The sequence below is a fragment of the Sphingomonas sp. URJC2 genome, assembly GCF_059803575.1.
The window spans coordinates 1-13,968 of the sequence record NZ_JAPFGX010000055.1; the positions used below are offsets into that span (position 1 = coordinate 1).

Below are 13,968 nucleotides of genomic sequence, written 5' to 3' on the forward strand. Positions count from 1 at the left end.
CTCCGACCGGCAATGGCGGCGGAGACGACAATGCACTAACTATATACCCGGACCACCCGGTGGGGGCTGCTCAGATCCACTCGATCATTGCGTCGGCGACCTGCGCGGCCGAGCCGACAATGAATGGTTCCCGACCTGGCAAGTCTGCAAACGCCGCTATATCACGGACGCGCACCCTCTTTCCTCTATTATACTTTGTCATCGCTTCGATAGCGCTCTGCATCGCATTGCTCTCGATATATTCAATCGGGTCTTCCGGATCGTACTTCGAGAGATCGATTCCGAGGAAGGAGGACATCATCGCAAGATTGCCTTCTTCGCTGCTGTACTCCGCGTACTGGCGCTTTAGCTCGAGGGCTTTCGCTTCCGTCGGCGCCACGATCACCGTGGTCGCGTTGAAAATCTTGATACCTTCGGGATTGCGGCCTGCCTCCACGGCGGCTCGCCGATAGCCATCGACTACCCGCTTGGCTGCGGTCTTATCGTGGGCTGCCGTGAATGCTGCCTCCGCATGCCGTCCGGCAAAGTCCATGCCCTTCCCCGAAGAGCCAGCGGCATAGATGAATGGTGTGCGTTGCGGCGACGGTTCACACAGATGGTAGCCTTCGCAGCGGTACTGTCCGTCGTGCAAAATCTTCCGAACGCGCGATGGCTCGGTGAATACGCGACTTTCCCGGTTGCGCACCGCGGCGTCGTCGCTCCAGCTGCCCTCCCAGAGCTTATACACCAGTTGCATGTATTCGTCGGCTAGGTCGTACCGCCGGTCATGCGGGACCGGCTCGACCCCCATCGCCCGCGCTGTTGAAGCGAGGATACCGGTCACCACGTTCCAGCTAATGCGCCCTTTTGTAAGATGATCGAGCGTCGATAGGCGCCGGGCTAACAGGTAAGGTGGTTCGTATGTCGTATTCGCTGTTACGCCGAAGCACAGGTGGGTCGTCGCTGCGGCCATTGCCGGAATCAACATCATCGGATCATTGGACGGAAACATGCCGCCAGCGCGCATGATGGCGTCGGCCTTTCCTTCGTAGACGTCGGACACACCTAAGGTGTCGGCGAGGAAGATGCCGTCGATCAGTCCTTCTTCGGCAGTGCGAGCCAGCTGTATCCAATAATCCAAGTCAGCATAGCGATCTCCTTGCGCCCTGGGATGCGCCCACAACCCGGTCCATGCCTGGGCGGGTGACGCCATGTAGAAGGCGTTGATAAGGATCTGCTTTGTCATCGCTTACGCTCCCCTTGGGACATCGGGATCGCCTCGCTGTTGCGCATTTTCATTCAGAGCTCTCCCAGGCTCTCGGCATGGACCAGCAGTACGTGTCGGATCCGAGCTGCTTTCTTCGGCGTGCCGGGCGAGAGAATTACCCTGAATTTACGCGACGCTCCGACGCTCCCATGAGCCACGGCGCTTCTGAACTGCGCCACGATCGGCTGATGTTATGTCTATGGTCCGCCTAGTCACGCGACCATCGTGATAATGCCTATATGAGGCATAAGCTAAACCCTATGCCTAGCGGGCAGCGGGTAGTAAGGCCGGGGCCAGCTTAGCTCCGACATTTGTTAGTCGTCGGGCTTTTGGCCGAACCTGCATTCGGCCGTAACGTTCAGGAGCACACGTGTGCGGCGAACCGGCTACTTGGCACTTACAGCGATGGCCTGTGGACTATCAGCATGCGACGGCGGGCCGAGGAGTCGGGAGGACGCCAGCAACCCAGCCGCCACGGCCCCAGCTGCCGGCGTGAAAGACTCATCAACTGAGGTGGATGCGTACCTCCGCCGCTTCGCTGCCGAGAACCCGGAAACCTGTTTCGGTGAGGCGTCGGTGGGCTCGGCGACTTTCGAGGCCAAGTCGAACGAGCAGCCCATAGGGTCTCCGCAGCGCGTGCTCATCGCTGTGGATGCATCAGGGTCGATGGCCGGGCGGGTCTCGGGTCGAAGTAAGCTGGACCTAGCGCATGCAGCAGCTCGTAGCTTTATCGATGGGCTGCCCGCAGAAGCGGAAGTCGGCCTGCTCGTATTTGGGCAAGCTGGCGACAACACGGCACGCGGGAAGGCCCCTTCGTGCGGCGCGATCAGCCTCACCGTGCCGCTTTCGCGCGATCGAGCCGCGCTTATTCGCGGTGTGTCGGCCGTAAAGCCTGTGGGGTGGACACCCCTCGCAGCCGCTCTCCGACAAGCCGAGATGCTGCTCGTTGAGGGCGGCAGGCCGGGAACCCAGGTAATTTATGTCGTGTCGGATGGTCAGGAAACCTGCGGCGGCGATCCGGTCGACGTTGCCCGCCGGATCAACGCAGGGCCGACAAAGGCTATCGTGAACATCATCGGCTTCGCCGTCCCCACTGGAGAAGCCGCGGCATTGGCCGCAGTCGCCTCGGCCGGAGGCGGGCAGTTCATCAACGTCGATGCCGGCAATCAGGTCGACGCCGTCGCGGCCCGCATTCGCGAAAATGGGCGACAGGCCGCGAACAGGCTCGCGGAGAGCGGCACCACGGCGCGCAACAACCTTTCTACCTCCGGTACAGCCGCCGAGGCCCAACTATGCACTAGCGGCATCATCGCACGAGAGCGGTTGGCGGTAAGCGCCGATGTCGCCAAGAAGCGCATCGCGGGTCAGGATGTCGCAATGGAAGAGCGGGCGGAAAAGGTCCTGAACGACCGGCATAAAGCGCTCGAGCGGCGGACGGCTGCTTTCGTGGAGCGATTGCAGGCGAAACTCGGGCGAGCGAATGACGCCGTCGCAGCAGAGGCCGCTAAGGTTCGCTAACCCAGCCCAACAATATCTGAGGTGGGTGAAGGCGTCGGGCAGGATTGTACCGCTCAGCGTCAGAGCGCGAATCCACGCCTTATTCAATAAACAAGCTCGCCCGGTGTGCCGGCATCTACGTTGCGCATATACCGTGCGGCGGCATTGATATCTATGCGCAGCGCATATATCTCAAACGCATGCTGCATGAAGTTGCTAGGCTCCAAGTCACGAGCGGCGCTCTCCTGTGGGAGCGGCTGAGCAGCTCTTTTCCCCGGGATAAACACCGCCTGAACTGCAGAGCTTAGCGAGGTGCCATCCTGGTTCGACTTCGCTCTATGCGTACTGTCTTTCGGCTTCGGATTCGCCGCCAACCAGGGTGGGACGTGCCTGGTCGCCGCCGCTGACGAGCTGGCCAAGAGACACCCTCCTCGCATTCTCATCGGGCTTGTCTCAGCATCGGCGGCTGCCGGTCTCGTTGCCGTTCCGCTCGCCTGGGTCGCGGCGATAGACGGACTAACAATCACCGCGTCCAGTATCGACTCCTCGCTCCTCGCTGGTGCCGTCGCGTTCGGAATAGGCGCCCTCGTCAACGACACCTGCTTGCTCGGATCGCTCGCTCGTTTGGGGAACGGGGAGGTCCGACTTCTAGCTCTGCCCTTTGGACTAGCGGCCGGGATGCTGCTCATTGACCGAGCGCGACACGATCGTATCGCAATGTGGCCTAGCCTGCTCGCGGAGCCGAGCGTACAGGGTATGGTCTGCCTCTTGAGCTTTCTGATCATTCTTACGCTGGTGTCGATCATCCTGGCGGTCAGCGAGGCATCGCGACCAAGGGCGAGATGGCCGCTGGCATTATCGATGTTGGTACTTGGAGTGACCGGCGGAGCGCTCTTTGCGCTATCGCCGTCTTGGACGCTTGCTCAGTTGTTGCAACACAGCCTTCTTCTCCACGACATGCGCACCGGGGTTGTCGCACTCCCAGCTGTGGCCGCATCGGTAATGGGCGCATTCGCCGCCTCTGCAGGGCAAGGCAACATGGGCCTGCAGGAACCTTCTGCCCGTGACCTTCTTCGAACCCTCTTCGGCGGCTTCCTTATGGGGGTTGGGATCTCTCTCATCCCCGGCGGGAATGATGGTCTTATCCTGTCAGCAGTGCCCGCGCTGTCACCAGGTGGCTTCGCAGCCGTCCTAACCATGACTGCCACCATTCTGATTGGCTTAATCGGACGCCGTAGGCTGACACGCGGCGGGCGCATCGACCATTAGCGAACGTAACTGCTGATCAGGCGATAGGCTTTGGCCGGGCCCACCACGTCGATGATGGTCTCGAATGCACCCGGCCGCCCGAGAATGTAGCGAACCTCGTAAGTGTCGGCACCGCAGCGGTGGACGTCGTCAGCTACGAGCTGTTGATCGTCCACGGCGTCGAAAAGAAGCCGCACAAAGATATCGCCCAGGGTCGGCCCGTCCGCGAACGCGACCGTGAACCCCCTTTCGGAGGGACGATAGGTGTAGCTCCGGTGGGAGGATAGCTCTCGCCCGTCTCGCAATAGAAGCGTCCCGCATTCTCGGTAATTGGAAGTGCCATCAGGTTGAGGCTCGAAGACGGCCTTGCCGAGGAACTGCGCGCCGGCACCCCTGATTTCCCGATCGAGTTGCCAGGCGCCACTTAGACTTCGAAGGAGACGGGAGCCTTCGATCACCGGCGATTTGTCACCCTCCCTCGCAAGCTTGTACCAGCATGCTCAGGGTTAGGCCGACTGTACTGGTCGCCGTTCGACCGAGTTGAAGAGCAACACGAGCGACGCCGCGAGGAGAACGGCGTCCTTGAGCAGGAACTGTCCCGGCGCGGCCGATATCGCAGGGAAGCCTCCTGCGCTTGCCTCCGAGACGCCCGGCGTAGTCACGAAGAAAGTTAGCGTGATCAGGTAGGTTGACACCGACATCAGGGCGCCGAGCGCTGAGAAGATAGGCCGAAACGCGCCGACGGTCAGCGCCGCAGCCGTCGAGAGTTCGATGATCCCGACGAAGTAGCTCTGCCCCTGCGTTCCGAACATGCCGAGCCAACTCATCAGCGGGCTGTTCCCGATGAACGGGGCGATCCCTTCGGCCTCGTACATAGTGAACTTCATGCCGCCGAACCATAGGAAGACCAGGACGAGCGCCCACCTCAGCAGTGCCAGATCCCTTCTGTTTTCCTCGGCAACATGAAAGCGATAGCGGTTCAGAAACGGCATCGGAACTCCTCGATGAAGATTATGTCGGTTGTGGATAAACGGAAGATTTCAGTGGCGCCGTGTGCCCATCGGGCAGCCAAGACACCGTGCCTGATCGCAGAAGCGGCACGTCGCCAGCGCGCTCTGCGGATCATCCAGCAACGAAGTCAGAATGGTGTCGGCGATCCGTTCCAAAACTATGCGGTCGTTGGCAGAGACCCGGACCAAAAGGCCGGAAACCGCGGCATTTCTCAGGCTGAGGAGTTTGGTTCGTTCGGCATGCCCCCGCCGCGTCAGCGTTATACGTGCGACGCGGCGGTCAGACTGAGACTGCGACTTTCCTACAAAGCCCTGATCATCCAGCCGCTCAACAACGCGAACCGTCCCGGCATGTGAGAGGCGAAGGATCCGGCTGATCTGATCGATCGACATCCCCGGATCGTGACCGATCGCAATCAGCGCAGCAGCGGTTTCCCCACCCGCGGTAAAGGCCTCAGCTATGGCAATCCGCACCCGATCGGAAACGGCCTGAGCGAGCGCGCCAAAGACGTTGATCAGTCGATCTGAGGGCTCGTCGAGCATCGTCATCACCTTGCGTGATATATGCGCCACGCATACACCTTGTTAAGTCCTCTGTCGAGTTCGATCGAAATTTGATCGCGCTGCCTGTGTGGACCACTTCACTCAGGATGGTGCTTGAAGGACGCGAGAGTAGGGTGGCGCAAACGGCGCCTTAGTTCGCGCGAACGCTCGCTTTGGGGGTCGGCGCCTGCGGTTAGTTGCCGAATTTGGCCATCTCGAGCGCGGTATCCGCCATGCGTGTCGCAAAGCTCCACTCGTTGTCATACCAGGCTAGAACGCGGACCAGTCTTCGATCGACAACGTCGGTCTGGGGCAGTGCGACGATCGACGACTCGGTCCGATGGCTCAGATCGATCGACACCAACGGTTCGGTTGTGACCGCGAGCACGCCCTGCATTGGTCCATCGGCAGCAACCCGAATGGCTCCGTTCACCTCCTCGATGGTGACGTCACGCATGGCGGACACGGCTAGATCGATGACCGAAACATTGGGTGTGGGGACACGGATTGAGGATCCGTGCAGCTTGCCCTTCAACTCCGGCAACACGCGGCCGATTGCATTCGCCGCGCCCGTCGATGTCGGAATCATCGATAGAGCGGCTGCGCGTCCTCGATAAGGATCCGTGTGCACGGCATCCAACGTCGGTTGGTCGCCGGTGTAGGCGTGGACCGTCGTCATGTAGCCGCGCTCGATGCCGAATAAATCGTTCAACACTTTTGCCACGGGTGCGAGCACGTTGGTCGTGCAGGACCCGTTCGAAACGATTACATCTTCGGGCGTCAATGTCGCATGATTGACCTTGAAGACGATCGTCTTGTCGGCTCCTTCGCTGGGTGCGGAGACGAGAACACGTTTCGCACCGGCGCGCAGATGCGCGCTGGCCTTGTCTTTCGAAGTGAAGAAGCCTGAGCACTCCATCGCGATATCGACGCCGCACTTCTGATGAGGCAAGTCCGCCGGGTCGCGCTGCATGGTGACTGTGATTCTCCCGTAGCCGACATCGATCCAGTCGGCGCCGACGTCGATTTCACCCGGAAAGGGACCGTGGACGGAGTCGTATTTGAGGAGGTGAGCCAGGGTGCCGACCGGTGCGAGATCGTTGATAGCCACGACTTGGATATCCTGACGGCGAAGTTCGACCACCGAGCGCAACGTCAGTCTGCCGATGCGCCCGAAACCGTTGATCGCGACCCTGACAGTCATGCGCATTCCCTTTCGTTGATGAGAAATCGCCGCCGGGAACGAGTATCTCTCGCTACCGCTCGTAGGAAAATTGTCGCTCAAGTCGACGATATATATGCGTGACGCATAGACCTAGGCGTGGGTTCCGAGCAGGTCAACACGGCGAGGCGACCGGGATTGACTGGCCGTTTCCGGCGCCTGCTCGGCACCGTCGCGTAGATCATGCAGCGCGCGACGGAACTGCGCGGGGAAGGGAAGGAGGATTTAAACGGTGTCTGACCTTGAAGCAGAAAAGGCTCTCGCAGCCAAAAGGGCAGTCGATGAAATCCAGGACGGCATGCTTGTCGGATTAGGGACCGGCAGCACGGCGAACTACGTTCTGAAGTATCTTGGAAAGCGAGTTGCTGCCGGGCTCCGCATCACGGCTGTCCCAACCTCGCGCATGACCGAGGCTCTGGCCCGCGAATTGGCCGTACCGCTGGTTGCCTTCGGGGGTCTCAGTTCAGTGGACCTCACGATCGACGGCGCCGACGAGATCGATCAAAACCTCCAGGCAATCAAGGGCGGCGGGGGCGCTTTGCTGAGGGAAAAGGTTATTGCTGCGGCATCCGCTCGCGTCATCGCCGTGGTCGATTCAAGCAAGGTCGTAAGGCGGCTCGGCCGCTTTCCGCTACCCGTCGAAGTTTTCCCGTTTGCCGCTGAATTCGTCGGAGCGCGCCTCGCCGACCTTGGAGTTCCGGTGTCCCTCCGATTGCAGAATGACGATCCGCTTTTGACAGATCATGGCAATCACATCCTGGATGTGGCCTTCGGGGTCATCACAGACCCGCAACAGACCGCACTCGCGATCGCAGCCATTCCGGGTGTTGCCGCGCACAGCCTTTTTCTCTCTGAGATCGATACGATCATCGTTGGGCGCGATGGTGCGGTTGACGTTAGACACGCGGATCGATCGTGATCCCAGTACTGCGGGTTGAACCTTTTGCCCCAGCGCCGCGTCCTTGGTGAACCGAAGGGGGAGAGACGCCGGGGTTCTCTCAAGCCGCCATAGCCGCAGCGTATCGAGTGGTATGGCAGCTCGTCGCAAACTACGACTGATGAAAATTGGATGTGCCTCGGTAAGTCTCTGACTTTGCGGGACTTCCGGTTGTTCTAACCTGCCAGATCAATACGCACCGAAGCTTGCTGTCTATGCGTCGCGCACATATACCCGCACGGATGGATGAACCTCGAGACCGTAACGTTTTCGGGGCGTTCGCACTTATGATCAGCGACGACATCGTTCGCGCTAGTTCATCGCGGGCGCCGGAAGAAGGACCTGCCGCGTCAGCGCTAGCGCTGCTCGCGCACCAGCCTGGGCTTTCGGTGAGAATGCTGGCGGTCGGCGTGGGCTTGTCGCACGCAGGGACGGTCCGCCTTGCCGATCGGCTCACTGCCGAAGGACTGATCGAGAGCCGGGCAACCGCGACTGACGGCCGCGTCCGTTCCCTGCACCTGACATCGGCCGGTCAGAAGGCGAGTGCTGCGATCCTAGCCGCAAGAGATAAGGTCATCGAAGAGGGCTTGTCGATCCTCAACAAAGACGAAATGAGGATCCTGGCCGACATTGCCGAGCGCGTCCTTCGTGGCCGTTTGGAGAACCTCGAGCACTCCTATCGCATCTGCCGCCTGTGTTGCTACGATGGCTGTACCAATTGTCCTATCGACGCTGAGCTTCATGAGCGGGGGCAGGACCGCGAGTAACGGCCGCACCAGTGGTCTTGAAGCGCGTGCTCAATGCTGCGCGATTAGGTAGGCGGCCAGAAAGCCAAGGACCGTGATAAGCCCGATGAACGGAGGCGCATTCTCGAAGGCTTCCGGGATCATGGCTTCGGCGAGCATGGCCAGTACGGCACCAGCGGCGAATAGGAGGATGGCAGGCTCCTGCGCCGATGCTGATCCGAGCAGGAAGTTTCCAACACCTGCCGCGATCGCGATTATAAGCGGTATCCCGATCCATATCGTGTAGATGTATGTGCGAGACCGGCCGGCCAGCTTCATGCCTGAGGTGCTCGAGAGTCCCTGAGGCACGTTCGCCAGAAAAAAGCCTACGATTACGGCCAGGCTGATCGCGCCGCCGCCGGCGACCGACATCCCGATTACCAGGGCCTCAGGGATGCCGTCGAGCACGCTGCCCACGGCGATCGCAGCTCCACTTCCATGATGCTCCGCTTCGTTGGGTTGCTCGACGCACTCGCCACAACGCTTTCGGTCCCTCGCCCCGCGCCTAGCGAGGTACCAGTTTATGCCGCTGAAAATCCCCGCACCTACTGGCAAAGCGATGGTAGGCCATGTAGCCGCCCCGCCCGCATGTGGTCGAACGACGAGTTCCGTGGCGATCACGGCAAACAAGACACCGCCCCCGAACCCCATAATGGCGGAAACCATCCGATGACTGAGTTTGCCAGATAATGCATCTGCAACGATCGCGCCCAAGAGCAAGCCGCTGCCAGACACTAGCCCCCACATGCCGGCAACGACGAACTCAGGGACGGGTGTCATAGGTGATCCCACCGTCGCAGCCTCCTTCAACAAACATCGACTTGCGAGCTGGCGCGTTCAATGGCGCTGTGATGTGCCAGCAGGTCGTGGCTTGGCCGCATCATCAGCGCGATCGGTCGAGGCGCCACGTGGGACGCGCGAAGTGGCAGCTATACCCCCTCGGATGTCGCACTAGATACTTCTGGTGCTCCGGCTCTGCCTCCCAGAATGGCTCCTCGGGATTGATCTCGGATAAGACCGGCCCGGGCCATCGACCCGATGCCTCGATATCCTCGATCGTTGCCAAGGCGACCTCCATCTGACGCTTGTCGGTATAGAAGATGGCGGAGCGGTAGCTTGGGCCGATGTCGCTGCCCTGTTGTTCGTAGGTTGTCGGGTCGTGGATCTGAAAGAAGAGTTCCAGCAGGGAGCGATAGCTCAGAACGGCGGGGTCAAAGACAACCTCGACCGCCTCGGCGTGGCCATGATGATCATGGTAGGTCGGGTCTACCGTTTCACCGCCGATGTACCCGACGCGTGTCGAGACGACCCCCCGCTTTTGCCGCAGCAAATCTTCCATGCCCCAGAAGCATCCGCCGGCGAGTATCGCTCGTTCCGTCGGGTTTGCTTCGCTTTCGACAGACGGGTCGCTCACAGATCCCTCGCTTCTGGGTCGGCTCGAATCCTCTTGATCATGCCGCCGGCTCGGAACTTCACTTGGGTAAGGGTGCGTCGACGAGGTCGGTCTGGACATCTGATCCACGGATCAGCGTGAGATCGACGGGACAGCGGTCGGCGATCTCGAGAATGCGCGCGCGCTGCTCCTCATCCAGAGGTCCTTCAAGGACAATCGTCCGAGTGAACCGGTCTGGAGGCATCATGTCCGCCACCTTCTTGTGCTCAACCCTCGTGCTCGCTCGTTCGAGCGGAAAGCCTTTGCGGTTTGCATAGAGGCGCATCGTCATCACCGTGCAGGCAGCGAGGCCGGCGGAGACCAACTCATATGGCGAAAGACCGCTCCCTAGTCCGCCGACCGATGTCGGCTCGTCCGAGTAGATCGAATGCTTGCCGCTGCGAACCTTGAGCTGGAACTTGCCCGCCAGCGTCTCGATGGCCTCGACTCCATCGGCAGCCTCAACCTGCGGAAGATCGGCCACAAGGGGTGGCAGGTAGCGATTGGCCCAGGTGGCGACCATGGCGGATGCAAAGTTCGCGTCGGCGGCATCTGCAAGAAGGTGATCGGCCGCATCGAGCGATACGAAGCTTTTCGGGTGCCGAGCAGCAACGAAGATGCGCGACGCATGCTCGACCCCAACCACCTGATCGAGGGGGGAGTGCAGGACGAGTAATGGACGACGGAGCGCAGCGACCGCCTTTTCTACATCCACCTGTTCGACGGCGTCGACGAAGCTGCGTCGGATGAGGAAAGGCCGGCCGGCAATGTCGACCGATGCCTCGCCTTCGCGTCTGATCGTGTCGAGATCGCTGGCGTTGAAGACCTTGAGGATGTGCTCGAGTTCCGCCGGCGCGCCGATGGTCGCCACGGCGACGATGTCCGGCAGATCGGTCGCAGCCACCAGAGCAGCGGTTCCACCTAGGCTATGTCCGATAAGAAGGGCGGGCGTCATCCCCGCGGTCGTCATCGCCCTTGCCGCTGACTTGAGATCCGTCACGTCCGCGGCGAAATCCACTGCCTCGCCTTCGGCGCCGCCGACCCCAGTGCCAGCAAAGTCAAATCGCAGGACGCCGATCCCTGCCCGTGACAGTGCGCGGGAAATGTGGACAGCCGCTCGGCTGTCCTTCCCGCACGTGAAGCAATGAGCGAAGATCGCCCATCCGCGAGGAGTGCCTTCCGGAGACTCTAGGAGCCCGCTGAGAAGCTTGCCCTCTCCGTTCTCGAACGTGAACTTCGCTGCAGGCACGTCGATACCTCCCAGAACATATGAGCGCGCCGTTCCAACCCGGAACTCCGCATTCCTCCGCCATTCAACGATCTCCCCCACCCGCGAGCCGGGGCGAGCATTGCCTCGCGCTCTACCGTTGGGCCGGGCAGCACCTTGAATGGGCACCAGTCACGACAGGACAAACCTTTTATATGCGTCGCGCATATAGACAACCCCTAACCGGCAAACTATATGCGTCGCGCATACTTCTCCGCTCCGGTCGGTCGAAGACGGATCTGCGGAGGTAGTCGAGAGAGACATGGGCCGAGGGGTGATGGAACTCAATCAGGTCAGCTATTTCATAAACTTGGCTGAGACGCTGAATTTCACCGAGGCTGCTCGGTTAAGTGGCGTGTCGCAGCCAAGCCTGACGCGTGCCATTCGTCGCCTGGAGGAAGAACTCGGCGGGGCACTGATCTATCGGGACGGAAAGAACAGCCGGCTCACGGGCCTCGGCCAGGATGTTGAAGCGGAATTCCGTCGTATGCTCTTGGCGTTGAGGAGCGTGCGCGATCACTCTGAGAACTGGACGATGGGGCGCCACCGCGTGCTTGACATCGCTGTCGCGCCGACCGTCGGACCGAAAAGGTTTGCATCTTTTTTCGAGGGTGCCCTGGAGGAAGTCCCGTCCATCGAGATCAGACTGCATTCACTTCAGTCGGGCGAAGACTCGTCGGAGGTCCTATCCGGCAAGTATCACGCGTGTATTCTTCCGCGGGAAGTTCGCCCAGATCGGAAGCTCGATGTTCGACCGCTCTTCCAAGAGCGCTTCGTACTCGCCTGCGCAGTGAGTCACCCGTTGGCGGCAGCGGAAATTGTTCGTGGGGACGACTTGGCGAAATTCCCGTTGGTCGATCGGCTCAACTGCGAGTTTCGCGACCAGATACAAGAGCACTTTGCGCGGCGCGACGTAGTGATGCGCCCGCGCTTGCGTTCAGACCGCGAAGACTGGGTCCACCGCATCGTTGCCGAGGGTAGCGCGATATGCATCGTCCCGGAGCGGTCAGCCGCAGAGACCGGCCTCGTTACACGGCCTATCGAGGGTTTCACGTTGGAAAGGGAGGTGGTGATCGTGACTGTTTCCGGATCGACGGCGCCGGTTGAAATCCGGAAAATCGCGCAGCTTGCGGCGCGACATGAGTGGCGGTGAGCCGCATCAATCAAAGCGGCGAGGCTATGGAAACTATGCGCACGACGTATTGGATAAGTACGTATGCGGCTGCGATAGTCGACTAGATGACACATCAGCCATGCTGATCGTGGTGCGCCTAAAGTTCTGGACTTAGCATTGGAGGTCTAATCATGAAGTTTGAGAAAACACAGGCCGCAATCGATCGCCTGACCCCTGAGCAGCGTCGCATCACTCAGGAGCACGGCACCGAGAGGCCGTTCACGGGTGAATACAATGACAACAAGGAGCCGGGGATCTACGTCGACGTTGTTTCGGGTGAGCCACTGTTCGCATCCACCGACAAGTTCGATTCACGCTCCGGCTGGCCAAGCTTCACCAAACCGATCGTCCCTGCGCATGTCAACGAAGTGCGGGACAGCTCCCATGGGATGACAAGGACCGAGGTCAGGTCGGTGCATGGTGACAGCCATCTCGGCCACGTCTTCCCGGATGGCCCCGCCGACCAGGGCGGCCTGCGCTACTGCATCAATTCGGCAGCGCTCCGCTTCGTCCCCCGCGATGAGATGGAGGCCGAGGGATACGGTGAATATCTCGATCAAGTAGAGGAGGTTTAACATGCATCAGCGCGCAGTTCTCGCTGGCGGCTGTTTCTGGGGTATACAGGATCTGATCCGCAAGCAGCCGGGCATCATCTCGACCCGCGTGGGCTACACCGGCGGCGACGTCCCCAATGCCACCTATCGCAATCACGGCACGCATGCCGAGGGGATCGAGATCACCTTCGATCCCGAGGTGACGAGCTACCGGAACATCCTGGAATATTTTTTCCAGATCCACGATCCGACGACGAAGGATCGTCAAGGCAACGACCGCGGAGCCTCCTACAGGTCCGGCATCTACTATGTCGACGAGGAGCAAAAGCGCATCGCCGAGGACACGATCGCCGACGTGGATGCATCGGGGCTCTGGAATGGCAAGGTCGTCACCGAGGTCGAGCCCGTGGGCGACTTCTGGGAAGCCGAGCCGGAGCATCAGGACTACCTCGAGAAGCGGCCGGGCGGTTACACGTGCCACTTCGCACGACCCGACTGGGTGCTTCCAAAACGCCAGGACGCCGGCGGTGCGCACGGCGCGGCTACGGCACAGGCGGACTGATCGAGCGGTCCACGCTCCTTCATAGCATCAGCAGTTCCCTTCGTGGTCGCGTCGCCATGGCCACGAAGGGATGATCGTTCTGACAGTCTGTTGGACCGGCTTATTTCGAGAATTGCAGCCGAATGCCAGATCTCTCCTCATTCCCGATCGCGCAGCGGTGGCCAGCAGCGCATCCTGATCGCCTGCAGCTGTATGCGGCACCGACGCCCAACGGCGTCAAGGTTTCGATCATGCTTGAAGAGGTCGGTCTGGCATACGAGCCGCACTTTGTAGACATCTCCAAGAACGAGTCGAAGGACCCCGCGTTCGTTTCGCTCAATCCGAACGGCTGAGCTGCCCCCTTCTGAGTGGTCCATCGACTATGAGAGTCTGGATCAAGGAAGGGACGACGAATGCCTGCCAAGAAGCACAAGCCCGAGGAGATCATCGGGAAGCTGCGTGAGGTTGAGATCATGCTGGGCCAGGGCGGGACGACCGCGGAGGCATGCCGC

At 60.6% G+C, this 13,968-nt stretch carries 15 protein-coding genes and 1 pseudogene; 8 read left to right on the forward strand and 8 right to left on the reverse strand.

Annotation, left to right across the window (positions count from 1 at the left end; all coding sequences use genetic code 11):
- Positions 1–70 precede the first annotated feature (70 nt).
- Entirely contained in the window at positions 71–1,225 is a 1,155-nt protein-coding gene (locus OPU66_RS13955) for an NtaA/DmoA family FMN-dependent monooxygenase (protein WP_498554273.1), read from the reverse strand.
- 534 nt (positions 1,226–1,759) lie between these two features.
- On the opposite strand from OPU66_RS13955, the gene OPU66_RS13960 reads away from it, so the two are divergent.
- Complete coding sequence (locus OPU66_RS13960) at positions 1,760–2,764, forward strand: VWA domain-containing protein (protein ID WP_251652188.1); 1,005 nt, start codon at positions 1,760–1,762, stop codon at positions 2,762–2,764.
- 291 nt (positions 2,765–3,055) lie between these two features.
- Positions 3,056–4,012: a YeeE/YedE thiosulfate transporter family protein gene (locus OPU66_RS13965; RefSeq protein ID WP_251652186.1), complete on the forward strand. Its 957-nt coding sequence runs from the start codon at positions 3,056–3,058 to the stop codon at positions 4,010–4,012.
- On the opposite strand, the gene OPU66_RS13970 is transcribed toward OPU66_RS13965, so the two are convergent.
- From OPU66_RS13970 to gap, 4 genes are all read right to left on the reverse strand, one after another.
- Positions 4,009–4,449, reverse strand: a complete 441-nt coding sequence (locus tag OPU66_RS13970) for a DUF6314 family protein (RefSeq protein ID WP_251652184.1) — start codon at positions 4,447–4,449, stop codon at positions 4,009–4,011. The genes OPU66_RS13965 and OPU66_RS13970 overlap by 4 nt on opposite strands.
- Positions 4,450–4,497: 48 nt before the next feature.
- Entirely contained in the window at positions 4,498–4,983 is a 486-nt protein-coding gene (locus tag OPU66_RS13975) for a YkgB family protein (protein ID WP_066782100.1), read from the reverse strand.
- Positions 4,984–5,031: 48 nt separating this feature from the next.
- Complete coding sequence (locus OPU66_RS13980) at positions 5,032–5,550, reverse strand: MarR family winged helix-turn-helix transcriptional regulator (RefSeq protein ID WP_066782099.1); 519 nt, start codon at positions 5,548–5,550, stop codon at positions 5,032–5,034.
- Positions 5,551–5,737: 187 nt separating this feature from the next.
- Positions 5,738–6,748, reverse strand: coding sequence for a type I glyceraldehyde-3-phosphate dehydrogenase (gene gap / locus OPU66_RS13985; protein WP_251652182.1), 1,011 nt, complete (start codon positions 6,746–6,748; stop codon positions 5,738–5,740).
- A 250-nt stretch (positions 6,749–6,998) separates the two neighbouring features.
- On the opposite strand from gap, the gene rpiA reads away from it, so the two are divergent.
- A complete protein-coding gene (rpiA, locus tag OPU66_RS13990; protein WP_296220847.1) occupies positions 6,999–7,685 on the forward strand; it encodes a ribose-5-phosphate isomerase RpiA in 687 nt (228 codons plus the stop codon).
- 305 nt (positions 7,686–7,990) lie between these two features.
- Positions 7,991–8,470 carry a MarR family winged helix-turn-helix transcriptional regulator gene (locus tag OPU66_RS13995; protein ID WP_296220845.1) on the forward strand — a complete coding sequence of 160 codons (480 nt, stop codon included), beginning with the start codon at positions 7,991–7,993 and terminating at the stop codon, positions 8,468–8,470.
- Between the two features lie 30 nt (positions 8,471–8,500).
- On the opposite strand, the gene OPU66_RS14000 is transcribed toward OPU66_RS13995, so the two are convergent.
- The 3 genes from OPU66_RS14000 to OPU66_RS14010 form a co-directional block, all read right to left on the reverse strand.
- On the reverse strand, positions 8,501–8,905 hold the full coding sequence (locus OPU66_RS14000) for a ZIP family metal transporter (RefSeq protein WP_498554274.1): 405 nt from the start codon (positions 8,903–8,905) through the stop codon (positions 8,501–8,503).
- Between the two features lie 466 nt (positions 8,906–9,371).
- Positions 9,372–9,902 (reverse strand): peptide-methionine (S)-S-oxide reductase MsrA, encoded by a 531-nt coding sequence (msrA, locus tag OPU66_RS14005; RefSeq protein WP_296220841.1) that lies wholly within the window; start codon positions 9,900–9,902, stop codon positions 9,372–9,374.
- A 58-nt stretch (positions 9,903–9,960) separates the two neighbouring features.
- The gene (locus OPU66_RS14010; protein WP_251652176.1) at positions 9,961–11,169 is read right to left on the reverse strand and encodes a bifunctional alpha/beta hydrolase/OsmC family protein; all 1,209 of its coding nucleotides are present in this window, start codon (positions 11,167–11,169) and stop codon (positions 9,961–9,963) included.
- 295 nt (positions 11,170–11,464) lie between these two features.
- Between OPU66_RS14010 and OPU66_RS14015 the strand changes: the two genes are divergently transcribed.
- From OPU66_RS14015 to OPU66_RS14030, 4 genes and pseudogenes are all read left to right on the forward strand, one after another.
- Entirely contained in the window at positions 11,465–12,340 is an 876-nt protein-coding gene (locus tag OPU66_RS14015) for a LysR family transcriptional regulator (protein WP_156455562.1), read from the forward strand.
- 152 nt (positions 12,341–12,492) lie between these two features.
- Positions 12,493–12,936: a peptide-methionine (R)-S-oxide reductase MsrB gene (gene msrB, locus OPU66_RS14020; protein WP_066781578.1), complete on the forward strand. Its 444-nt coding sequence runs from the start codon at positions 12,493–12,495 to the stop codon at positions 12,934–12,936.
- A gap of 1 nt (position 12,937) precedes the next feature.
- A complete protein-coding gene (msrA, locus tag OPU66_RS14025) occupies positions 12,938–13,477 on the forward strand; it encodes a peptide-methionine (S)-S-oxide reductase MsrA (protein ID WP_498554275.1) in 540 nt (179 codons plus the stop codon).
- 122 nt (positions 13,478–13,599) lie between these two features.
- Positions 13,600–13,806: pseudogene (locus OPU66_RS14030) on the forward strand (thioredoxin domain-containing protein); the annotation flags it as partial.
- Positions 13,807–13,968 lie beyond the last annotated feature (162 nt).